Origin of the sequence: Erwinia aphidicola (assembly GCF_024169515.1) — a bacterium.
Lineage (GTDB): Bacteria > Pseudomonadota > Gammaproteobacteria > Enterobacterales > Enterobacteriaceae > Erwinia > Erwinia aphidicola.
Genome location: NZ_JAMKCQ010000001.1, coordinates 3402758 through 3423770, shown reverse-complemented (window position 1 = coordinate 3423770; position 21013 = coordinate 3402758). Strand labels below are relative to the sequence as shown.

At 55.6% G+C, this 21013-nt stretch carries 20 protein-coding genes; 11 read left to right on the top strand and 9 right to left on the bottom strand.

Annotated features, from left to right (window positions below; genetic code table 11):
* The first annotated feature begins 42 nt into the window (after positions 1 to 42).
* Positions 43 to 1233: a 23S rRNA (cytosine(1962)-C(5))-methyltransferase RlmI gene (rlmI, locus tag J2Y91_RS15985; protein WP_133624003.1), complete on the top strand. Its 1191-nt coding sequence runs from the start codon at positions 43 to 45 to the stop codon at positions 1231 to 1233.
* 60 nt (positions 1234 to 1293) lie between these two features.
* Positions 1294 to 1611: a heat shock protein HspQ gene (gene hspQ, locus J2Y91_RS15980; RefSeq protein ID WP_133624004.1), complete on the top strand. Its 318-nt coding sequence runs from the start codon at positions 1294 to 1296 to the stop codon at positions 1609 to 1611.
* A 25-nt stretch (positions 1612 to 1636) separates the two neighbouring features.
* Here the strand turns inward: hspQ and J2Y91_RS15975 are convergent, their stop codons facing one another.
* On the bottom strand, positions 1637 to 2056 hold the full coding sequence (locus J2Y91_RS15975; RefSeq protein WP_133624005.1) for a CoA-binding protein: 420 nt from the start codon (positions 2054 to 2056) through the stop codon (positions 1637 to 1639).
* Between the two features lie 188 nt (positions 2057 to 2244).
* Between J2Y91_RS15975 and J2Y91_RS15970 the strand changes: the two genes are divergently transcribed.
* Both J2Y91_RS15970 and J2Y91_RS15965 read left to right on the top strand, forming a co-directional pair.
* A complete protein-coding gene (locus J2Y91_RS15970) occupies positions 2245 to 2886 on the top strand; it encodes a DUF2057 family protein (protein WP_133624006.1) in 642 nt (213 codons plus the stop codon).
* Between the two features lie 77 nt (positions 2887 to 2963).
* A complete protein-coding gene (locus tag J2Y91_RS15965; RefSeq protein ID WP_133624007.1) occupies positions 2964 to 3422 on the top strand; it encodes a methylglyoxal synthase in 459 nt (152 codons plus the stop codon).
* A 19-nt stretch (positions 3423 to 3441) separates the two neighbouring features.
* Here the strand turns inward: J2Y91_RS15965 and helD are convergent, their stop codons facing one another.
* Complete coding sequence (gene helD, locus J2Y91_RS15960; RefSeq protein WP_133624008.1) at positions 3442 to 5496, bottom strand: DNA helicase IV; 2055 nt, start codon at positions 5494 to 5496, stop codon at positions 3442 to 3444.
* A 135-nt stretch (positions 5497 to 5631) separates the two neighbouring features.
* Between helD and J2Y91_RS15955 the strand changes: the two genes are divergently transcribed.
* Positions 5632 to 6078, top strand: coding sequence for a YccF domain-containing protein (locus tag J2Y91_RS15955; protein WP_048916488.1), 447 nt, complete (start codon positions 5632 to 5634; stop codon positions 6076 to 6078).
* Positions 6079 to 6086: 8 nt separating this feature from the next.
* Positions 6087 to 8228, top strand: coding sequence for a YccS family putative transporter (gene yccS, locus J2Y91_RS15950; protein WP_133624009.1), 2142 nt, complete (start codon positions 6087 to 6089; stop codon positions 8226 to 8228).
* On the opposite strand, the gene J2Y91_RS15945 is transcribed toward yccS, so the two are convergent.
* Positions 8225 to 8866: a TfoX/Sxy family DNA transformation protein gene (locus J2Y91_RS15945; protein WP_048916490.1), complete on the bottom strand. Its 642-nt coding sequence runs from the start codon at positions 8864 to 8866 to the stop codon at positions 8225 to 8227. The genes yccS and J2Y91_RS15945 overlap by 4 nt on opposite strands.
* A gap of 609 nt (positions 8867 to 9475) precedes the next feature.
* On the opposite strand from J2Y91_RS15945, the gene J2Y91_RS15940 reads away from it, so the two are divergent.
* The 3 genes from J2Y91_RS15940 to ompA all read left to right on the top strand — a co-directional run bounded on the left by J2Y91_RS15940 (position 9476) and on the right by ompA (position 12031).
* Positions 9476 to 9682, top strand: a complete 207-nt coding sequence (locus J2Y91_RS15940) for a hypothetical protein (protein ID WP_224750355.1) — start codon at positions 9476 to 9478, stop codon at positions 9680 to 9682.
* Between the two features lie 431 nt (positions 9683 to 10113).
* Positions 10114 to 10611, top strand: coding sequence for an SOS-induced cell division inhibitor SulA (gene sulA, locus J2Y91_RS15935; RefSeq protein WP_133624010.1), 498 nt, complete (start codon positions 10114 to 10116; stop codon positions 10609 to 10611).
* Between the two features lie 349 nt (positions 10612 to 10960).
* Positions 10961 to 12031 (top strand): porin OmpA, encoded by a 1071-nt coding sequence (gene ompA, locus J2Y91_RS15930; RefSeq protein WP_048916495.1) that lies wholly within the window; start codon positions 10961 to 10963, stop codon positions 12029 to 12031.
* Between the two features lie 82 nt (positions 12032 to 12113).
* Here ompA and matP read toward each other — a convergent pair whose 3' ends face one another.
* A complete protein-coding gene (gene matP, locus J2Y91_RS15925) occupies positions 12114 to 12569 on the bottom strand; it encodes a macrodomain Ter protein MatP (protein ID WP_048916496.1) in 456 nt (151 codons plus the stop codon).
* A gap of 185 nt (positions 12570 to 12754) precedes the next feature.
* On the opposite strand from matP, the gene J2Y91_RS15920 reads away from it, so the two are divergent.
* Together J2Y91_RS15920 and fabA are read left to right on the top strand one after the other, a co-directional pair.
* On the top strand, positions 12755 to 14515 hold the full coding sequence (locus tag J2Y91_RS15920; protein WP_133624011.1) for an AAA family ATPase: 1761 nt from the start codon (positions 12755 to 12757) through the stop codon (positions 14513 to 14515).
* A gap of 68 nt (positions 14516 to 14583) precedes the next feature.
* Positions 14584 to 15102 carry a bifunctional 3-hydroxydecanoyl-ACP dehydratase/trans-2-decenoyl-ACP isomerase gene (gene fabA, locus J2Y91_RS15915; RefSeq protein ID WP_048916498.1) on the top strand — a complete coding sequence of 173 codons (519 nt, stop codon included), beginning with the start codon at positions 14584 to 14586 and terminating at the stop codon, positions 15100 to 15102.
* A 50-nt stretch (positions 15103 to 15152) separates the two neighbouring features.
* Here fabA and rmf read toward each other — a convergent pair whose 3' ends face one another.
* The 5 genes from rmf to J2Y91_RS15890 all read right to left on the bottom strand — a co-directional run bounded on the left by rmf (position 15153) and on the right by J2Y91_RS15890 (position 21009).
* Positions 15153 to 15320 (bottom strand): ribosome modulation factor, encoded by a 168-nt coding sequence (rmf, locus tag J2Y91_RS15910; RefSeq protein ID WP_099754048.1) that lies wholly within the window; start codon positions 15318 to 15320, stop codon positions 15153 to 15155.
* 279 nt (positions 15321 to 15599) lie between these two features.
* Positions 15600 to 16160, bottom strand: a complete 561-nt coding sequence (gene pqiC, locus J2Y91_RS15905) for a membrane integrity-associated transporter subunit PqiC (RefSeq protein ID WP_133624012.1) — start codon at positions 16158 to 16160, stop codon at positions 15600 to 15602.
* Entirely contained in the window at positions 16160 to 17800 is a 1641-nt protein-coding gene (gene pqiB / locus J2Y91_RS15900; RefSeq protein WP_048916500.1) for an intermembrane transport protein PqiB, read from the bottom strand. The genes pqiC and pqiB overlap by 1 nt, the downstream gene beginning before the upstream one ends.
* A complete protein-coding gene (gene pqiA / locus J2Y91_RS15895; RefSeq protein WP_048916501.1) occupies positions 17787 to 19061 on the bottom strand; it encodes a membrane integrity-associated transporter subunit PqiA in 1275 nt (424 codons plus the stop codon). The genes pqiB and pqiA overlap by 14 nt, the downstream gene beginning before the upstream one ends.
* A gap of 34 nt (positions 19062 to 19095) precedes the next feature.
* Positions 19096 to 21009, bottom strand: coding sequence for an ABC transporter ATP-binding protein (locus J2Y91_RS15890; RefSeq protein WP_133624013.1), 1914 nt, complete (start codon positions 21007 to 21009; stop codon positions 19096 to 19098).
* Between the last annotated feature and the right edge of the window lie 4 nt (positions 21010 to 21013).

The following is a 21013-nucleotide window of genomic DNA, read 5'->3' as shown; positions in this document are numbered from 1 at the left end:
GGACAATATCGCCTGATTCTCTGAAAGTAAGCATAGCAAAACATGACCGTACGATTAATTCTTGCCAAGGGACGTGAAAAGTCCTTACTTCGCCGCCATCCATGGGTTTTCTCTGGCGCGGTTGCCCGGATGGAGGGCAAAGCCTCCTCCGGTGAAACGATTGATGTCTGCGACAGCAGCGGTAAATGGCTGGCGCGCGCCGCCTGGTCGCCTGAATCACAGATCCGCGCCCGCGTCTGGAGCTGGCAGCAGGATGAATCGATTGATATCGACTTCTTCGTGCGCCGCCTGAAAGCCGCTCAGCAGCTGCGCGACTGGCTGGCACAGCGTGATAATCTCGACAGCTACCGTATTATCGCCGGTGAGTCTGATGGGTTGCCAGGGGTGACCATCGACCGCTTCGGCAACTTCCTCGTGCTGCAGCTACTGTCCGCCGGTGCAGAGTATCAGCGTGCCGCGCTGATCGCTGCGCTGCAGACCTGCTATCCGGGCTGCGCCATTTATGACCGATCCGACGTCAGCGTGCGCAAGAAAGAGGGTCTGGAGCTGACCCAGGGCTTAGTGCTGGGGGAGATGCCACCGGAACTGCTGCCGATTACTGAACACGGCATGAAGCTGCTGGTCGATATCCAGACCGGGCACAAAACCGGTTACTACCTTGACCAGCGCGACAGCCGCCTGGCCACGCGCCGCTATGCCGAAGGCCGCCGCGTGCTGAACTGCTTCTCATATACCGGGGGCTTTGCCGTGTCCGCACTGATGGGTAACTGCGCTGAAGCGATCAGCGTAGATACGTCGCAGGCGGCGCTGGACGTGGCGCGTCAGAACGTTGAGCTGAACGGCCTGGACCTCTCTAAGGCCCAGTTCCTGCGCGATGACGTGTTCAAGCTGCTGCGTCGCTACCGTGATGAAGGCGAGAAGTTTGATCTGATCATCATGGACCCGCCAAAATTCGTTGAGAATAAAAATCAGCTGATGGGCGCGTGCCGTGGCTACAAAGATATCAATATGCTGGCCATGCAGCTGCTTAACCCTAACGGGATGCTGATGACCTTCTCCTGCTCCGGCCTGATGTCCACCGATCTGTTCCAGAAGCTTATCGCGGATGCTGCCGTGGATGCGGGGCGTGACGTGCAGTTTATTGAGCAATTCCGCCAGGCCGCCGATCACCCGGTGATTACCAGCTATCCTGAAGGGATGTATTTGAAAGGTTTTGCCTGCCGCGTATTGTGACTTGAAAACGTTGCTCGCGCCCCCATTTCAGGTAAGAGCAATATTTCTCAGGAGGTAATAATGATTGCCAGCAAATTTGGTATCGGACAACAGGTACGCCATCAGCTGCTCGGTTTTCTCGGTGTAGTGGTGGATGTCGACCCGGAATATTCACTGGAAGAACCCGCCATTGATGACGTCGTGGATAGCGATGCTATGCGTTCAGCCCCCTGGTATCACGTGGTGATGGAAGATGATGATGGCCAGACGGTGCAAACCTATCTGGCTGAAGCGCAGCTGTCGTGGGAACTGCCCGGTGAACACCCGGATAACGCCTCGCTGGACGAGCTTGCGGCATCCATCCGCCAGCAGTTGACCGCTCCCCGCCTGAGAAACTGATAAAACCCCGCTGGCGCGGGGTTTTTTATGCCTGCTTCGTCAGGCCGAGGCGCGGGATCTCTATTTTCGGGCAGCGATCCATTACCACCTGCAAACCCGCCTCTTTCGCCAGCACGGCCGCCTGCTCGTTGATAACGCCAATCTGCAACCACAGTGACTTCGCACCGATGGCTATCGCCTCCTGCGCCACGCCCCATGCTGCCTGTGCATTGCGAAACACATCGACCATATCCACCGGATGCGGAATATCTGCCAGCGTGGCATACACCTTTTGCCCCTGCAGCGTCTGCCCTGCCAGCTTCGGGCTGACCGGCGTAACCTGATAACCTTGCGCCAGTAAATAGCCCATCACGCCATAGCTGGGGCGCGAGGGATCGTCACTGGCCCCGACCAGCGCAATGGTTCTGGTGGTTTTCAGCACTTGTGCAATCGTCTCATCACTCATTGTTGCCTCCCTTAACCTGGTTAACCTGCCTGCCGCTAATTGTGGCCTGGTCAGCGCATGGAAAATAGCATCTGCTGCGTTTCATGATTTATAGCACGAATAAGTATGTTAAAATGTTACTATACTGTCATACTGAAAGACTTTGATACATTCAACGACCAGCCATCACTCACCATGCCGGAGAAACAATGAAGCTACGCGGGGTCATCATCGGACTGATAACAGTGCTGTTCGCTGCCCATGTGCAGGCGACCACGCTGAAGTTATCGCCGGATATTGATCTGCTGGTACTGGATGGACATAAGATTTCCGGCTCGCTACTGAAGGGCGCGGATGGCCTGGAACTGGAGCGCGGGGAACATCAGCTGCTGTTCCGCATTGAGCGCACGCTGGAAAATCAAACGCCTATGGCAACCCACTGGGTTTCTGCTCCTCAAATCGTCACTTTCACCACTCAGGCGCAGTCGGTCACTATCACCCTTCCCGCCCTGCAGACGCTGCGCGACGGCAGGCACTTTGATAAAAGCCCGCGCTTTGTCCTGCTCGATGAGCATGGCGCCGAGGTCGCGAGCAAGCGCGATCGCCTGCAGAGTGAGGCGCAGGGTGATTTAGAACAGGCGATGGTGCTGTATAACCTCGATGACAAAATTGCCTCGGTTCCGCGCTTTGCCCAGCCGCTGCGCCGGACTGCCATGGCAACCGGGCAAATGCCGGAGATCGCTTTCAGCCAGCATCCGGCCGAGCGCATGCTACGCCTGTGGTATCAGCAGGTTGACTCCGCCACCCGCCAGCGCTTTGTGCTGCTGATGAAAGCCCTGCATACCAGTTGATCGCAGATTATTCTCAGCGCTACACTCAGCCCTCTGTTGACCCGATTTTGCCCGTCCCACCCGACCAGGATACCTGAATGGATCAGACAACCCGTACTATCCAGCCGCAAAAACATATTGCGCTGGTGGCTCATGACCACTGTAAAAATTCCCTGATGCAGTGGGTGGAAACCCATAAAGAGCAGCTGCAGCACCATACGCTGTACGCCACCGGAACCACCGGCAATCTGGTGCAGCGCGCGACCGGCCTGCCGGTCACGGCGATGCTGAGCGGCCCGATGGGCGGCGACCAGCAGGTCGGGGCGCTGATTTCTGAAGGGAAGATTGATGTACTGATCTTCTTCTGGGACCCGCTCAATGCGGTGCCGCACGATCCTGATGTGAAAGCGCTGCTGCGCCTGGCAACCGTGTGGAATATCCCGGTCGCCACTAACCGTGCTACTGCTGATTTTATTATCCACTCGCCGCTTTTCGCCCAGCCGGTGGAGATCCTGATCCCGGATTACGAACGTTATCTGCAGCAGCGCCTGAAATAGCTCCGGCGCGGCTATTTGGTCAGGGCTTGCGCAGTAACGGCACGCCCTGACGGCTCAGCTCAGCCACAAACACCGACGGATTTTCCCGATCGTACAGCAGCCAGACCTGCTGTTTTGCCCGTGTCATCGCCACATAGGCCAGCCTGCGCTCCTCCGCATCGGGAAAGTCTTCCTCAGCGGGCAGCAGCGCGTCTTCCATGACTGATTCTCTGGCCGCGGCCGGGAAGCCCTCTTTACCTTCTTCCAGCCCCAGCAGAATGACATAATCTGCCTGCTGACCTTTGCTGGCGTGAATAGTCATAAAATCGATGTTGAGTTTCGGCCAGCGGGTGCGCGCTTTTTCCAGCTCTTCCGGGCGCAAATAGTGATAACGCGCCAGCACCAGAATGCGCTCATCCGCTTTGGCATAGCCGCTCATTTTGTTCAGCAGCGCTTCCAGCTGCGTTTGCGGCAGCAGCGAGACGGCTTTTTTATTGCCTTTGCTCAGGCTGTTGAGCGGTTTCTTCAGCTGGTGCGGGTTGCTCTGGATAAAGCCATTGGCGATTTCACCGATGCGCTCATTAAAGCGGTAGGTGGTATCCAGCACGCAGCGGTCGCCTTCGCCGAAGTGGTGGTGGAAGGCGGTGGTCAGGGTCATCTCCGCCCCGCTGAAACGATAAATTGCCTGCCAGTCATCCCCGACGGCAAATAGCGTGGTCTGCTTATTCTGCCGGCGCAGGGCTGCCAGCAGTGCCGCTCGCTGGGGGGAGATATCCTGGAATTCGTCGACCAGAATATGCTTCCACGGGCTGATAAAACGCCCTTTATCGAGAATATTGACCGCCTGATGGATCAGCCCGGCGAAATCGACCGCCCCTTCCTCTTTTAACGCGCTTTTCCACGCCTTCATCAGCGGCGCCATTAATTTCACCCGCTTGCTGAACAGCTCCCGCACCTCTTCCGGGGCACTGTCGATCATCGCCGCCTGCGCCCCGCCGTGCATGCGCATCAGCCCCAGCCAGCGTTCAAGGCGGCTTGCCAGCCGTTTCGCCAGGCGGTCATCCTGCCAGAAACTGCCCTCTTCCAGCTCCCACTCCAGCTCTTCGGTCAGCCATTGCCGCCAGCCGTTGGCATGGGCTTTTTTCTCGCTGCACTGCTGACGCCAGACGTCAATTAACAGCGACTGCCGCGTGGCATTATCGGTTTCCAGTTTGCTGATGGTCGGCGCTTTGTTGCTGCCCTGCTGGATAATATTCAGCGCCAGCGAATGGAAGGTGCGCGCCTGAATCTCTTCGCTGTGCAGACGGGCGCGAATGCGGTCGTTCATCTCCTCGGCGGCCTTGCGGCCAAACGCCAGCAGCAGGATTTGACCCGCGCTGGCCTGCTTACGCATCATCAGCCAGCCGGCCCGAGCCACCAGCACGGAGGTTTTACCGCTGCCGGCCCCCGCCAGTACCAGCACTGCCTCTTCGCCATTGACCACGGAGCGGGCCTGCGAAGGGTTGAGCGGAGAGGTTTCCACCTGGTTGAAAAAATCAGCATGCTGCACCAGCATACGCTCGGTCCACTGATTATTACGCTGCACGCGCTGCCCATCGTTATCGCTCAGCCACTGGCGACAGTAGCGATACGCTTCCCGGCAGTTATCAAACTCGTCAAGCCGCTCAACGGGCAGAGGCACCGCCGCAAAAGCTTTGTGAATCGCCTGCTGCCACGCGGCGATATCGCTGCGCTTCAGCCATTTGTCCTGCTGTTCTGCCTGACGGATCTGCTGTTCCTGCGCGCTAAGCACCTCGGCGCAGACCTCGCTCATTTCGCTGCTCCACTGCTGCCAGGCCTGATTGAGATAGTGATAAAAGCGCTGGGTTTCACTCCATTCCGTACCGTGCAGGCGCACCACTTTGTTATCCGGCAGCGTGAATTCCAGCTCGCCCCATACCAGGCCGCGTTTGCATTTGATCGACAGTAGCTGGTTAAACGGGATCAGGTATTCATGCTTTTCACCGCTGACCTCAACGCCTGCGCTCAGCAGCCGCACGCGATTATAAGGATGTTGTGCCAGATGTTTGCCCAGCGATGTTGCTTTCAGTTCCATTCCGGTGACCCTGGCTGCGGTTATTTTCTACATCTGACAGTTTAACTGTCCGTGCTGTACCGCTCCAGCGCTAAAACGCGTTACAATCAAGGAATTGTCCATTGATGATTGCTATCGCAAGAGGGAAACCCGTTTATGCGCACCGTATTAAATATCCTGAATTTTGTGCTGGGAGGTTTCTTTACTACCCTCGCCTGGCTGGTCGCGACGCTGGTCAGCATTATTTTCATCTTCACGCTGCCGTTGACCCGCTCATGTTGGGAGATCACCAAACTGTCGCTGGTGCCTTTTGGCAACGAGGCGATGCACGTTGATGAGTTAAACCCGGGCGGTAAGAATGCGCTGCTGAATACCGGTGGAACGCTGCTGAACGTGGTCTGGTTGGTCTTTTTCGGCTGGTGGCTGTGTATCTCACATATCTGCATCGGTATCGCCCAGTGCATTACGCTGATCGGCATTCCGGTCGGTATTGCCAACTTCAAAATTGCCGCCATTGCCCTGTGGCCGGTCGGGCGCCGGGTGGTCTCAGTGGAAGTCGCTCAGGCCGCGCGTGAAGCCAATGCGCGCGCACGCTTTCAATAACCGCTTCGATGAAGAGATCCCTGTTCAGTAGCCTGCGGCGTCAGGCTTTTAACAGCAGCTGGCTCTACAATATCCGCATCACGCTGGCACTGGCGGGAACGGCGGCCGTTCCCTGGTGGCTGCATCAGATCGCCTGGACGATTCCGCTGACGCTGGGCGTGGTCGCCGCCGCACTCGCTGACCTCGACGATCGCCTGAGCGGACGCCTGCGCAACCTGCTGATCACGCTGATCTGTTTCTGTATCGCCTCGGTTTCCGTTGAGCTGCTGTTTCCTCATCCATGGCTGTTTATCGTCGGGCTGGCAGTATCTAGCTGGGGCTTTATCCTGCTGGGCGCACTGGGGCCACGCTATGCCACCATCGCCTTCGGTGCACTGCTGATCGCCATCTATACCATGCTGGGGATCAACCTGTTTGCCCAGTGGTATCTGCAGCCTGCCCTGCTGCTGCTGGGGGCTGTTTGGTATAACCTGCTGACGCTGGCCGGGCATCTGCTGTTCCCCATCCGCCCGCTGCAGGAGAGTATATCGCGCTGCTATGCCCAGCTGGCGCGCTATCTTGAAGCCAAGGCGAACCTGTTCGACCCGGATATTGAAGACGACGATCGCCAGACGCTGGTCGGCGTTGCCATGGCCAACAGCCAACTGGTGACGCTGCTGAATCAGGCAAAGGCCTCTATACAGTCACGTCTGCGCGGCGACCGTGGCCAGCGCGGCACCCGGCGCACCCTGCACTACTATTTTGTCGCTCAGGATATTCACGAGCGGGCCAGTTCGTCACACGTGCAGTATCACGCTCTGCGCAAAGCCTGGGGCTCCAGCGATATTCTGTTTCGCTTCCAGCGCCTGCTGACGCTGCAGGCGCAGGCCTGTCAGACACTTTCCAGTGCGATTCTGCTGCGGGAAAAGTATCTGCACGCTGCCCACTTTGAGCGAGTGTTTACCAATCTCAACAGCGCGCTGCAGCGCCTGGAGATACAGCAGCCCGCCAGCGCAGAGGTGAAAGCAATGCACTATCTGCTGAATAACCTGAAGGCAATTGATGCGCAGCTGGCGACCATTGAATCGGAACAGGCGCTGGCAGAGAGCGGGCCACAGCATGACCAGACGCTCTCCAGTGAGGGGCTGACCGGCTGGAGCGATATCCGCCTGCGGCTTAGCCGCCATATGAGCCCGGAGTCTCCGCTTTTTCGTCACGCGGTGCGCCTGTCCCTGCTGCTGTGTACCGGGTATGCCTTTATCCAGCTGACCGGTTTACAACACGGCTACTGGATTTTGCTGACCAGCCTGTTTGTCTGCCAGCCCAATTACAACGCTACCCGCCGCCGCCTCGCGCTGCGCATTATCGGCACCCTTGCGGGCATTGTTCTGGGGCTGCCGCTGCTGTGGCTGGTACCGTCAGTTGAGGGGCAGCTGATTCTGATGGTGGTCACCGGCGTGCTATTCTTTGCCTTCCGCAACGTGCAGTACGCCCACGCCACGATGTTTATCACCCTGCTGGTTCTGCTCTGTTTCAATCTGCTGGGTGAAGGGTTTGAAGTGGCGATCCCGCGTATTGTCGATACCCTGATTGGCTGTGGCATTGCCTGGCTGGCCGTGGCATTTATCTGGCCTGACTGGCGCTTCCGGCGGCTTCCTGCCGTGGCAGAGCGCACCCTGAACGCCAACTGCCGATATCTGGATGCGATTCTCGTGCAGTACCATCAGGGCAAGGACAATCGGCTGGAGTATCGCGTTGCCCGTCGTGATGCCCACAATGGTGATGCGGAGCTGGCTTCGGTGGTGTCTAATCTTTCGGTCGAAAACAAAGCCGACCGCACGCTGCGTGAAGCGGCTTTTCGCCTGCTCTGCCTGAATCACTCTTTCCTCAGCTATATATCAGCGCTCGGTGCGCACCGTGAAAAGCTGGAGAGTGACGAGATGCTGCAGCTGATGGATGACGCCGTCTGTTACGTCGATGATGTGCTGCACATTGAGGTTGTGGAAGAGGATAAGGCTCAGCGGATGATGGATAGTCTGGCGCAGCGCATTCAGCATAGTGAAGCCGATACGACAACGAAAGAGCCACTGGTTCTTCAGCAGGTTGGCCTGCTGGTGGCTCTTTTACCAGAAATTGCCCGGCTGAAAAAACAGATCGCGCAGCGCGGCTAACGTAACCCCTGGTTGCGTTCGCGCGCTCTTTTCGCTTCCCGCTGCGCATTGCGATGGAACCACATGCGCAGCTCTTCTTTCATCTCCTGCGGCAGAGCTTCGTAATGGCGACCAACAATCGCCCCCTGCAACGCGTAGAGCACGGTTAAACCGAGGTTGCTGTTGCAGGTCCGTAGCAGCAGCCAGCTCCGCTTCGCGCCCTTCTGTTTTAGCGTCTCGATGTTGTTAATTCCCACCTGGTGCAGCAGCATCTCCATTCGAACCCCCAAATTGGGCAGGTCCTTAAGCCGCCGCTTTTTCTGCTTTTCTAACTGCTGCGTCCTGGCCCCCAGCAGGCAAAGGCGGGAAAGCGCCACCAGCTGATCGCTGTCTGACCATAAATCACTGTCAACGCGATAATAGTGAAGGGCCACCGGCACGCCGCGCTTTTTCAGGTTTAGCGGCTCCATTTTGCGTTCGACAATATAGGGCCGCACTTGCTCACAGGCTCGCAGATAAAGCTCGCCGTCAGCGACGACCGCAAAAACGGTTTTCTCCACCGTCAGGCAATATCCGCCAAACTGAGTGCGCGATTCAACTTCCCCCAGCAGCTGCAGACGCTGTTTTGCCTCTTCAATTTTACGTTTTGAGCTAGTCATGATCTCTCCCTGTACATTTAAGATTTTTCTAACTATCGTCCTTAAATCAACGCATTAGAAAGTATTCAATCTCAATTACGTGTTCAATGAATAAATTCAGTTCCCACGTTTTACCTAAAGGATTTGCGAGACGTAACGAAAAAATAAAAAACCAGGAGAGGTCGATTTGCTGCGGGGAGGCAATCCCTGAGGTATCCCCACAAATGACTTCTATCGCTAAACGTCCGCAAACCGGTCTGAGCTCAGCCTGAGCACGCCGGAACGGCAAAAGACGCTCCCTGCGGGCCTCGGCACGCGGCAAGGGATGGCCGTGCTGGGCGACGCGCTTTCAGAATCGCCCCCGGCTTTAGGGATTAGCCGATGGTTAAAAAAAACCGGATCAAGGCGTGGCAGCAGAAATTACCCTCTTAATTTTCGCATAACTATTTCCTGCTGTTTCCCGTGGTGGAGTATTGCAGTAGAAACACGCCTGCGCCGCCCTGCACCCGTAACAGCCGAATAGATTCCAAACAGCTCAGGGATAAGATTTAATCTACTATGACAAATCATGACAAAAGAGCAGGCAAAGTAGCGCCAGAATAAGTTCCGAGAAAGTTTGGAGAATAACAGATGAAAATAAGCGCGCCTTTAGTAGCCGGTTTTTTCCTGCTGGTTTCCGCTACCGCCATCGCACAGGGAGGGGATTTCAAAACGGCCAGTGCCGATGTTATGCATCACAAGCTGCTGAATACCCATGTTTCTATAGCAGACACGGCGGAGATGCCGGATGAACGCCGCGAGGAGCCTTTCCATAAAAATCACCATGTCAGTTATTGATCGCAGCACAATAACATTAAATTATTATCAATTAACTCAATCCCACTAACTTTTGATATCCAGGAACAGAGTGTCAATAAAATTTATTTTTACCTAACCGGCCAAGCCAGGCGTTAACAGGCAGAATAATAATTTCGCTTTATTAAACCCCGCAGCTTGCAGCTGAATTTAATAACATGTCAGCAGATAAATTAGCGCAGTAGTATTCTGCAGCCTGTGTATGTTCAGGCGCAGAGTGAGGCGGGCGGGGAAGATCTTTTCTCTGCGGGATTGGCGCGGGTAAACAGTTCGTACGGGTTACGGCGTTTGCTCATGCGGGTGATGGCTACTTCCATCATGACAAGCGCTGTTGCACACGCAAGATTAAGGTTGATCTTTGCTCACTGTGGATATACTGTATATCCATACAGTCACCTGTGAGCGAAGACACCATGCGTACTCATTCCCTGAAATCTCAATCTGTTACTCGTGCCCTGCACGTTCCTTCATCCGCAGCTGCCTGCGGTAATGGTCTGATCAGCGAACTGACTTACAGTGAGAATCAACCTGGTATGACTCAGCGACTGCTGCTGCCGTTGTTGCAACAGTTAGGTACGCAGTCGCGCTGGCAGCTGTGGCTCACGCCGCAGCAAAAACTGAGCCGCGACTGGCTTCAGCGCTCCGGGTTACCGCTGGATAAAGTGATGCAGTCCCCTCACTCCACCACCATCACCACCGTTGAAGCGATGATCAAAGCGTTGAGCACGGGAAATTACAGCGTGGTTTTGGGCTGGCTGGAAGAGGAAGTATCAGAAACGGATCGTCTACGTTTGCAGCAAGCAGCGGATTCTGGACAAGCTCTCGGACTGATTATGCGCCCGGAAGAGACCTCTTATCTTCCATCCAGACCGTTAAATGGAATAAAAATTCACTCTAGTTTGTATCATTAAGTAAAATTGAGATTTTTCTCAGGTTTTTTCTTTCCCTGCCCCGCTTTAACCCGCTGATTATGTTATGACGCGGCTAGACAATGGTTTAGCTGCGTTCACAGACCCTTTTTTCAGCAAAGAATTCACCCTCAAATGTTAAAAAATGTGTATGAAACCCTGTTTTTTTGCTGAGCACCGTCACATCATACTTGTAAGTTTGCTGGTACGTTGTAGACTTTAGCTCGCCAGGGTGCTCAATAACCTCCTTTTTTTGGAAGAGTCATAATCGAGCTACACAACCCGGCGAAGGATTAAACCAAAGAGCTAACTTAAAGCTCATTGCCTATTTGGATGATAACGAGGCGCAAAAATGAAAAAGACAGCTATCGCAATTGCAGTGGCACTGGCTGGCTTCGCTACCGTAGCGCAGGCCGCCCCTAAAGATGACACCTGGTACACCGGTGCTAAACTGGGCTGGTCTCAGTACCATGACAAAGGTTACTACGGTAACGGTTACCAAGATAACGACGGCCCATCTCATGAAAGCCAGCTTGGTGCTGGTGCATTCATGGGTTATCAGGCGAACCCATACCTGGGCTTCGAGCTGGGTTATGACTGGTTAGGCCGTATGCCTAACAAAGGCGACCAGGTTAACGGCGCATTCAAAGCACAGGGCGTTCAGCTGGCAGCTAAATTAAGCTACCCAGTAATGGACGATCTGGACGTGTACACCCGTCTGGGTGGCATGGTATGGCGTGCTGACTCCACTCAGCAGGTTGTTGGCGGCGATCGCATCAGCGACCACGACACCGGTGTTTCTCCACTGGCCGCGGTTGGTGTTGAATACGCAGTGACCAAAAACTGGGCAACCCGTCTGGACTACCAGTGGGTTAACAACATCGGTGACGCAGGTACCGTTGGTGCGCGTCCTGATAACTCCATGCTGAGCGTTGGCGTTTCATACCGCTTCGGTCAGGATGAAGCAGCAGCTCCAGTTGTTGCTCCAGCACCAGCTCCAGCTCCAGTTGTTGAAACCAAGCGTTTCACTCTGAAGTCTGACGTGCTGTTCAACTTCAACAAAAACACCCTGAAGCCAGAAGGCCAGCAGGCTCTGGATCAGCTGTACACCCAGCTGAGCAATCTGGATCCTAAAGATGGTTCTGTTGTTGTTCTGGGCTACACTGACCGTATCGGTTCAGAGCAGTACAACCAGAAGCTGTCTGAGAAGCGTGCACAGTCTGTTGTTGACTACCTCGTTTCTAAAGGCATCCCTGCTAACAAGATCTCTGCACGTGGCGAGGGTAAATCTAACCCAGTCACCGGCAGCACCTGTGACAGCGTGAAAGGCCGTAATGCCCTGATCGACTGCCTGGCGCCAGACCGTCGCGTAGAAATCGAAGTTAAAGGCATCAAAGACGTTGTGACTCAGCCACAGGCTTAAGTCCATCAGTCATAAAAAAACCCCGCCTCGGCGGGGTTTTTTATTGCCGGTCTCTTTTCCGGCAGAGCTAACAGAATCGCGCTTATTCCGGCTTGCCCAGAATGGCTTTCAGATCCTGCTTGAGCGACGACATCTGGCTGGCGTACTGCTCTTTTCTTTCCGCATCTTCAATCAGCTGCACAATCGTTTCCGATAGTGTGCTATTACGGCGCTGTGCCAGACCCGCCAGGCGCTGCCACACCAGATACTCCAGATCGATAGATTTTTTACGCGTGTGTTGATGCTCGGCGTTGAAATGACGTTTGCGTCGGGCGCGAATCGTCTGTTTCATGCGGTTTTCGAGCGTCGGATTAATATGCAGGCTAATCCACTGCAACACTTCAACCGGCCGGTTTTCCATGACCAGCAGTTCATCCACGGCTGCCTGCGCGGCGCTTAATTCGATATAGCGCGTGATCGATTCACCTTCGCGGTGTTTTTTGACCAGATACTTCCACTTCCAACCGCTTTCCAGATTTTCCAGTTGTTGATATTTCATCGGAATCTCATGCTGACCACATAACGGGTTAAGAATAACAGCTTTTTTTGATCAGGCTGTAAAGAAAACAGGACCAGCGGGGGGAATGTGAGATCGCCCTGGTTTCAGGCGCATGTCTACGGTGCTTAACAGGCTGAAATCTTGTATAATGCCGCTTTTATTCATTTCAGAAAAATACGATAACTTTGACCAACAATCGATTAGAGTGGCGCGCCCTACAGCCCGATACCGAACGCTTCCAGCATCTCCTCTCGCAGGCAGTTGCTGCCGACGCAGAGTGCTTTGCTACCGTACAGGCTCGCCTGTTTAATGGCCTCAGCTTATTGCTGCAAACCCCGGCAAAAGTGCCGCTGATGCTGGTCAAAAGTCCTGAAAGCGCTGAATACCTCACGCTGTTGCAGGATATCCTTACCTCAATGGCGGCTGACGATGGCGATGAATCTGCCCTTTACGGTGGCCACTATACGCTAAGTGGGAACTCCGTCAGCTGGCGCCCGGCCGAAAGGGCAGAGGATAACTTCGCCAGCGTGGGCGGCGTACATCAGGCTGAGTGGATTGAAACGGAACAGCTTTTTGGCTGCGTACGTCTGCATCAATCTGCCATCACTCTGACCCCAGGCCTGGTACATCGTGCCAACGGTGGCGTACTGATCCTCTCCTTGCGAACCTTGCTGGCTCAGCCGCTGATGTGGCTGCGCCTCAAGCAAATTATGGTGAATCAGCGCTTTGACTGGTACTCCCAGGATGAAACCCGCCCTCTGCCGCTCGATATCCTTGCGATGCCAATGCAGTTCCGTCTGGTACTGATTGGTGAGCGTGATGCGCTGGCTGACTTCCAGGAGATGGAACCCGACCTGGCTTCCCTGTCGCTCTACAGCGAGTTTGAGGACAATATCCAGCTGGTTGATGATGAAGACTTCAGCCACTGGATGCAGTGGGTGCTGAATATTGCTCAGAATCTGGGTTATGACGCGCCGGCGGCTGATTTCTGGCCAGTGCTGATCCGTGAAGCGGCCCGCTATACCGGCGATCAGGACACGCTGCCTCTTGACCCAATGTGGCTGAGCCGTCAGCTGCAGGATGCCGTTCAGTACAGTGATAACCTCAGCGTCAGCGCCGAAAATATGCAGGATGCGCTCAGCACGCGCGAATGGCGTGAAGGTTTCCTGGCTGAACGTATTCGTGACGAAATCCTGCTCGATCAGATCCTGATCGAGACCGAAGGCGAAATGATTGGCCAGATTAACGCCCTGTCGGTGATTGAATTCCCGGGGCATCCACGCGCCTTTGGTGAGCCGTCGCGTATCAGCTGCGTGGTGCACATTGGTGACGGTGAGTTCAATGACGTTGAGCGTAAAGCCGAACTGGGCGGCAATATTCATGCTAAGGGCATGATGATCATGCAGGCCTGGCTGATTGCTGAGCTGGAGCTGGAACAGCAGCTGCCCTTCTCCGCCTCGCTGGTCTTTGAGCAGTCTTACTCTGAAGTGGATGGTGACAGCGCCTCGCTGGCGGAGCTGTGCGCGCTGATTAGCTCCCTGGCTTCTCAGCCGATTAACCAGCAGCTGGCGGTGACCGGATCTGTCGATCAGTTTGGTCGCGTGCAGCCGGTGGGTGGACTGAACGAAAAAATTGAGGGCTTCTTCCACATCTGTAACCAGCGCACGCTGAGCGGCACTCAGGGGGTCATCATCCCGGCCGCTAACGTCCGTCATCTGTCGTTACAGCAGGAAGTGGTCGATGCCGTGCGTGACGGCAAATTCCACCTGTGGGCTGTCTCCAGCGTGGAAGAAGCGCTGCCGTTACTCACCGGCGTTGAATGGGATAAAGAGCAAGGCCCCTGCCTGCTTGGCACCATTCAGGAACGTATTGCCCAATTTAACCAGCAGGATATGCGCCATCGTCCATGGCCGCTGCGCTGGCTAAACTTGTTTAACCGTAGCTGATCGGACTTGTTCGGCGTACACGTGTAAGCTAGACTCCGTGATTCACTAAAATAAGGCTTATTGAGAATATGGTAGATAAACGCGATTCCTATACAAAAGAAGATTTGATTGCCTCCGGTCGCGGTGAACTGTTTGGCGCAGAAGGCCCGCCATTGCCTTCAGGCAACATGCTGATGATGGACCGCGTCGTTAAGATGAGCGAAGACGGCGGTAACTACGGTAAAGGTTTCGTTGAAGCTGAACTGGATATCAATCCGGACCTGTGGTTCTTCAGCTGTCATTTTATCGGCGACCCGGTAATGCCTGGCTGCCTCGGCCTGGATGCGATGTGGCAGCTGGTTGGCTTCTATCTCGGCTGGTTGGGCGCTGAAGGTAAGGGCCGCGCGTTGGGCGTGGGCGAAGTGAAATTCACCGGCCAGGTACTGCCGAGCGCGAAGAAAGTTTCCTACCGTATTCATTTCAAGCGCGTCATCAACCGTAAACTGGTGATGGGCGTGGCAGATGGTGAAGTGCTGGTTGATGGTCACGTAATCTATACCGCGACCGACCTGAAAGTGGGCCTGTTTAAAGACACCACGGCGTTCTAAAACGAAGACCTCCGCAGCAGCGGAGGTCTTTTCCCTATCGATAACAGGCGTTACGCGGTAACCGTCCTGTCCTCCATGGCTTGTCGCCAGCCTCCCAACCAGTGAGATCGAGCATCCAGCATCTGATACGGACACATCTCTTTAGAGCGTCCTGTGATGCCTGCGTGGTAACCTCGCGATTCTGCTCGTTCAAGGCGATCTCGTTTCTGTCTCTTCATGCCGCGTTTCCCTCATTCTAGTCTGATGGATTCTGGTGGAAAGAAAACAGTGGTCACAGTTTGCGCAACCACACATAAGTTCTACCGCGACTTTAAATAAAGATCAACGCGCAAATTTCACGCCAGTGTCATCATTTTGAATCAGACCGCGCGTGCTGTCTCGGTTAATCTGCCGCCCCGAGCGCCTCCAGCCTTTTGATTAACAATAAAAAAGCCCTTGATTGTGCAAAATTCTGAATCTGCAACAATCAAAGGCTTAGGCGGTTAGTAAATTTTTGCTTAAGGTTGGTGAATTACTGCATTAGCCACCTGCCCCGCCACCTGCTGCCATCCTTTAGCTAATGTTCTTACTAACGCATCGTAACCATCTTCGTTCTGCGCGAGGTCGAAGGCAAAAGGCTGCCTGGTCAGTTTGCCGTCGTGCTCCAGCGTCCATGCACCGCTCACCACCACGTGCCCATCATAGCGTCCGTGGAAACCCGTCACGCTGACATTCAGCGTATCGTGCTGCTCACCCATCGGCGTGGATGACACCAGCGCGCCAGGCAGGGCAGCACTCAGGTTACTGACCAGCGTTTGCTGCAGCTGCTGATCCAGCGGGCTGGCCCACTGATTGTTGGCGGCAATAACGAACTGCACATCGTTGCTTTGATATACCACACCGTTGCCCGCCAGATAATCGGGCACCGAAACATGTTCCACCCACACCGGGCGGGACACATTCTGACTGCTGGCCGCCACGGAACTGCCCGCTGCGGGCAGCTGGTAGTAGACGGTTTTCGGCGTGCCGCTACAGGCGCTCAGTGCCAGCGCCAGGGCTACGGGGATCCATTTCATCATTATTTCGCCCTCTTCGGCTGTGGGTCCTGGCCGGGTTTTGCTTCAAAGACCAGTGCATTACTCTTGCTGTTTAAGGTTTTCAGTACCGGCTGCAGCTCGCGCAGCACCTGGTCGAGACGCTGCATATCGCCGACCATCTTGCTGTAGGCTGGGGAACCCGGCTGGAAGCCTTTCATACTACGATTCAGCTCACGCAGCGTTTTCTGCATGTCTGCCGGCAGCTCCTGCATAGACTGGCTGGCGGTAATCTTGTTCAGATTATCCAGGGTTTTCTGCAGCTCTTTCAGCGTGCGCTGGCTCTCTTTCAGCGTACCGGTCGCTTCATTCAGCATCGGGTTCAGCGGCAGATTATTGATCTTATCCAGTGACTCCATCAGCTTCTGCTGGATCTGCGCCAGGCCACCGCTCACCGTTGGGATCAGCTCATAATCAGCAAAGCTTTTCGGTCCGGCATAAGGTTTAGCGTTGCTGTAGAAGTCGAGATCGATATACAGCGAGCCGGTCAGCAGGTTGGCTGATTTCAGGGAAGCACGCAGACCACGCCCAATGCCATCTTTCAGATGCTGCTCAAAGTTGAAATCGTTGCCCAGCTGTTTCTGGAAGCGATCGGGTTCAATGCGGATCAGCACCGGAATGCGATAATCATTGTTCAGACGCTGTGCAATGCCAGGCATGGTGAACGGAACTTCTGCCACGGTACCGAGACGAATGCCGCGGAACTCAACAGGCGCCCCCGGCTGCAGACCGCGGATGGAATCGCTGAAGAACAGCAGGAAGTCTTTGTGCGCGGTATACAGGGAATCCTGAATGCTGCGCTGGTCGTTGAACAGGCGATATTCCGCCTTATTCTCGGCCGGTTTACCCAGCTCCCAGCCGTCCGGGACGTCAAAGCTGACGCCGCCGCTAAATAGCGTGGTCAGCGAGCCCATTTCAACGCGCATGCCGGAAGCCGACATGTCCACCGCAATGCCACTGTCTTTCCAGAAGCGCACATTGCTGGTCACCAGACGATCGTAAGGCGCAGAGATAAACAGCTGATAGGTCATCATGCGCTTATCCGCGTCAAAGGCGCTGGTTTCCACCGTGCCCACCTGGTAGCCACGGAACAGCACCGGATCGCCCGCATTGAGCTGCCCGGCTTTTTCACTGTCGAGCGTAATACGAATGCCTTTGGCATCCAGCGGCGCCAGAGGCGGTGCGTCCAGCAGCTTATATTGCTCCGTTTTTTCCCCTTTTGAACCGGGTTGCAGCTCGATATAGGCTCCGGACAACAGCGTACCTAATCCTGTTACGCCTTCACGGCCAATGGCTGGCTTTACCACCCAAAATGCGCTGTCTTCGCGCAGCAGTTTTTCCATGCCGGAATTAAGGCGTGCTTTGATCTCCACGTGGTGAAGATCGTCAGTCAGCACGGCGCTTTCGACGATCCCGACGTTAACGCTGCGGCTTTTGATGGTGGTTTTACCGCCCTCAATCCCCTCGGCATTGGTGGTAATCAGCGTCACCTCCGGTCCCTGATGACTAAAGTGATAAAACAGGATCCACGCCCCAATCAGCACGGTAACAATGGGGATGATCCACACCGGTGACCAGCGCTTAATCTGCTCCACCTTGGCGGTATTGTAATTATTGTCCGTCACTTGCAGGCTCCTCAGTACTCTTTTCTCTTACCCGATCCCAGGTGAGACGGGGATCAAACGTCAAGGCGGCAAACATCGTCAGGATCACCACCAGCGCGAACAGCAGTGCGCCAATCGCGGGGTAGATACTCATTAACCTTCCCATGCGCACCAGCGCTGACAGCACGGCGATAACAAATACGTCAATCATCGACCAGCGCCCGACAAACTCCACCACTTCATAAATCTTGTGCATTCTTTCGCTGTCCTGCCGGTTGCTGCCGCGCCCGTTGGCATCCCAGCACAGCCAGCCGATAGCGATCATCTTCAGCGAAGGCACCATAATACTGGCAATAAAAATCACCAGCGCAATCGGCCAGGAGCCATCACTCCACAACAGCACCACCCCGGCCATGATCGTTGAGGTCATTTTGCTGCCGAGCGCCTCGGTCACCATAATCGGCATCAGATTAGCGGGGATATAGAGCAGGATGGAGGTAAACAGCAGCGCCAGCGTCCACTGCAGGCTGTCCTTGCGGCGGGCGTGCCCCTTACTGCCGCAGCGCGGGCAGATCAGCGTATCGCTGCTCAGCACCGCGGTGCAGCAGCGGCAGGAGCGCAGCCCCTGACGCAGGCCGCTGACGCCCGCCAGCGGCTTAGCTGGCAGTGCAGGAAGCGGAGCCACGCGCGCCCACAGCGTGCGGCGATCGGTACACTGGAAAGCGCGCAGCTGCAGCAGACAGAACAGGCACCACGGCACAAAGCTGGTGCCGATGCCAATATCGCCATAGGCCATCAGCTTGACGAAACTGACCAATACGCCCGCGAGGAAAATCTCCGCCATGCCCCAGGTTTTTAACTGGAACAGCACGCGTGCCATCAGCTGCTTAAGCGGCGACGGCATGCGCACCCGGTTGACCAGCAGCAGGATCACCACCATACAAATGGCAGGTACGCCCTGCACAAACAGCAGAAACAACGTCGCAAGGCTGCTGTAGTCGTCAGAAACCATCACGCTGGGTATTTGCGGTAGCGTAATCTCGCTGCTCAGCCCGGCAACCTGCATATTGATAAAGGGAAACAAATTTGCCAGCAGCAGCATCAGCAGCGCCGCCAGCGCATAGGCGGTGGGCCGCTTGCGCGGCTCATCCCAGTTAGACTGAAGCGTGGTGTGACAACGTGGGCAGCTTGCCTTGCTGCCCGGCCCGATAGCGGGCAACTGCGTCATCAGGTCACACTGCGGACAAAGCATCCAGTGATGCGCGTGGTGCGACGAACACATACTTCACCCTCTGTGGTGGGGAAAAACGGCCGTATCAGCCGCCGTTTTGTAACGATTCCAGATATTCCCAGCGCTCGAACGCCACTTCCAGCTCCTGCTCCGCCTGAGCCAGCGCGTCCAGAACCGGCTGAGTCACCTCACGCGGCTGGGTGAAGAAGTCGCCGTCGGCAACCTGCGCCTGGTACGCCTCGAGACGGGCTTCCAGCGCTTCCATTTGTTTCGGCAGCTGTTCCAGCTCTCGTTGCAAATTGTAGCTCAGCTTAGCGGCAGGTCTTTTTGCTGCTTCACTTTTTGCGCTCTCCTGACGTGGCTGCGCGCTGGCAGGTTTGGCGCTGGCGCGATTCTGCTTAAACGCTTTGCGCTGCAGTTGCGCATCGTGATAGCCGCCCACAAAGGCGCCGATTTCGCCGTTGCCTTCAAAGATCCAGCACTCGGTCACGGTGTTGTCGACGAACTGACGATCGTGGCTGACCAGCAGAACCGTGCCCTGATAACCGTCAACCAGCTCTTCCAGCAGCTCAAGCGTTTCCACATCAAGGTCGTTGGTCGGTTCATCGAGGATCAGCAGGTTGCTTGGCTTGAGGAACAGGCGCGCCAGCAGCAGGCGGTTACGCTCACCGCCGGACAGCGCACGCACCGGGGTCATCGCACGTTTTGGATGGAACAGGAACTCCTGCAGGTAGCCCAGCACGTGGCGTGGCTTACCGTTAACCATCACTTCCTGCTTACCTTCGGCGAGGTTGTCCATCACCGTGCGGTCCGGGTCCAGCTCGGCGCGGTGCTGGTCGAAGTAGGCGACTTCCAGCTTAGTCCCGATATGAACGCGGCCGCTGTCCGCTTTCAGCTGGTCGAGCATCAGTTTCAGCAGCGTGGTTTTACCGCAGCCGTTAGAGCCGATCAGCGCGATTTTATCGCCGCGCTGAACCTGGCGGGAGAAGTCACGCACCAGCTGTTTGCCGGCAACGGAATAGTTGACGTTTTCCAGCTCAAAGACAATCTTGCCGGAGCGCGAAGCCTCTTCCACCTGCATGTTGGCTTTGCCCATCACTTCACGGCGGTCGGAACGCTCGCGGCGCAGGGCTTTTAGCGCACGAACGCGCCCTTCATTGCGCGTGCGGCGGGCTTTGATGCCCTGACGGATCCACACCTCTTCCTGTGCAAGCTTGCGGTCGAATTCGGCGTTCTGCATCTCTTCGACGCGCAGCGCTTCCTCTTTGCTGGTGAGGTAGAGGTCGTAGTCGCCCGGCCAGGAGACCAGCTTGCCACGGTCAAGGTCGACAATGCGCGTTGCCATATTGCGGATAAAGGAGCGGTCGTGCGAGATAAAGATAATGCTGCCCTGGAAGGTTTTCAGGAAGCCTTCCAGCCAGTCAATGGTCTCAATATCAAGGTGGTTGGTTGGCTCATCGAGCATCAGCACTTTCGGATTGCTGACCAGCGCACGGCCCAGCGCGGCTTTACGCAGCCAACCGCCGGAGAGTGAAGAGAGCTGCGCTTCGCCGTCCAGACCGATCTGCTGCAGCACATCGTGAATGCGGCTTTCCAGCTGCCACAGGTTCTGGTGATCCAGAATCCCCTGCAGGCGCGCCATCTCATTGAGATTTTTATCGCTCGGATCTTCCATCACTTTGTGCGAGATCGCGTGATAGGCCTTCAGATGTTCTGCCTGCTCTTCCACGCCTTCGGCGACGAAGTCATACACAGAACCCTGCACGTTGCGCGGCGGATCCTGCTGCAGGCGCGCCACCACCAGGTCCTGCTCATAGATAATACGCCCGTCATCCAGCGGCTGTTCGCGGTTGATGATCTTCATCAGGGTCGATTTACCCGCCCCGTTACGGCCAACCAGACAGACACGCTCGTTTTCTTCGATGTGCAGTTCAGTGTTATCCAACAACGGCGCGTCGCTGAATGAGAGGTAAGCGCCATGAATACTGATTAGTGACATAAAA

Coding starts and splice junctions, on each gene's coding strand:
- rlmI (WP_133624003.1), top strand. CDS start 43: ATGACCGTACGATTAATTCTTGCCAAGGGACGTGAAAAGTCCTTACTT.
- hspQ (WP_133624004.1), top strand. CDS start 1,294: ATGATTGCCAGCAAATTTGGTATCGGACAACAGGTACGCCATCAGCTG.
- J2Y91_RS15975 (WP_133624005.1), bottom strand. CDS start 2,056: ATGAGTGATGAGACGATTGCACAAGTGCTGAAAACCACCAGAACCATT.
- J2Y91_RS15970 (WP_133624006.1), top strand. CDS start 2,245: ATGAAGCTACGCGGGGTCATCATCGGACTGATAACAGTGCTGTTCGCT.
- J2Y91_RS15965 (WP_133624007.1), top strand. CDS start 2,964: ATGGATCAGACAACCCGTACTATCCAGCCGCAAAAACATATTGCGCTG.
- helD (WP_133624008.1), bottom strand. CDS start 5,496: ATGGAACTGAAAGCAACATCGCTGGGCAAACATCTGGCACAACATCCT.
- J2Y91_RS15955 (WP_048916488.1), top strand. CDS start 5,632: ATGCGCACCGTATTAAATATCCTGAATTTTGTGCTGGGAGGTTTCTTT.
- yccS (WP_133624009.1), top strand. CDS start 6,087: ATGAAGAGATCCCTGTTCAGTAGCCTGCGGCGTCAGGCTTTTAACAGC.
- J2Y91_RS15945 (WP_048916490.1), bottom strand. CDS start 8,866: ATGACTAGCTCAAAACGTAAAATTGAAGAGGCAAAACAGCGTCTGCAG.
- J2Y91_RS15940 (WP_224750355.1), top strand. CDS start 9,476: ATGAAAATAAGCGCGCCTTTAGTAGCCGGTTTTTTCCTGCTGGTTTCC.
- sulA (WP_133624010.1), top strand. CDS start 10,114: ATGCGTACTCATTCCCTGAAATCTCAATCTGTTACTCGTGCCCTGCAC.
- ompA (WP_048916495.1), top strand. CDS start 10,961: ATGAAAAAGACAGCTATCGCAATTGCAGTGGCACTGGCTGGCTTCGCT.
- matP (WP_048916496.1), bottom strand. CDS start 12,569: ATGAAATATCAACAACTGGAAAATCTGGAAAGCGGTTGGAAGTGGAAG.
- fabA (WP_048916498.1), top strand. CDS start 14,584: ATGGTAGATAAACGCGATTCCTATACAAAAGAAGATTTGATTGCCTCC.
- rmf (WP_099754048.1), bottom strand. CDS start 15,320: ATGAAGAGACAGAAACGAGATCGCCTTGAACGAGCAGAATCGCGAGGT.
- pqiC (WP_133624012.1), bottom strand. CDS start 16,160: ATGATGAAATGGATCCCCGTAGCCCTGGCGCTGGCACTGAGCGCCTGT.
- pqiA (WP_048916501.1), bottom strand. CDS start 19,061: ATGTGTTCGTCGCACCACGCGCATCACTGGATGCTTTGTCCGCAGTGT.
- J2Y91_RS15890 (WP_133624013.1), bottom strand. CDS start 21,009: ATGTCACTAATCAGTATTCATGGCGCTTACCTCTCATTCAGCGACGCG.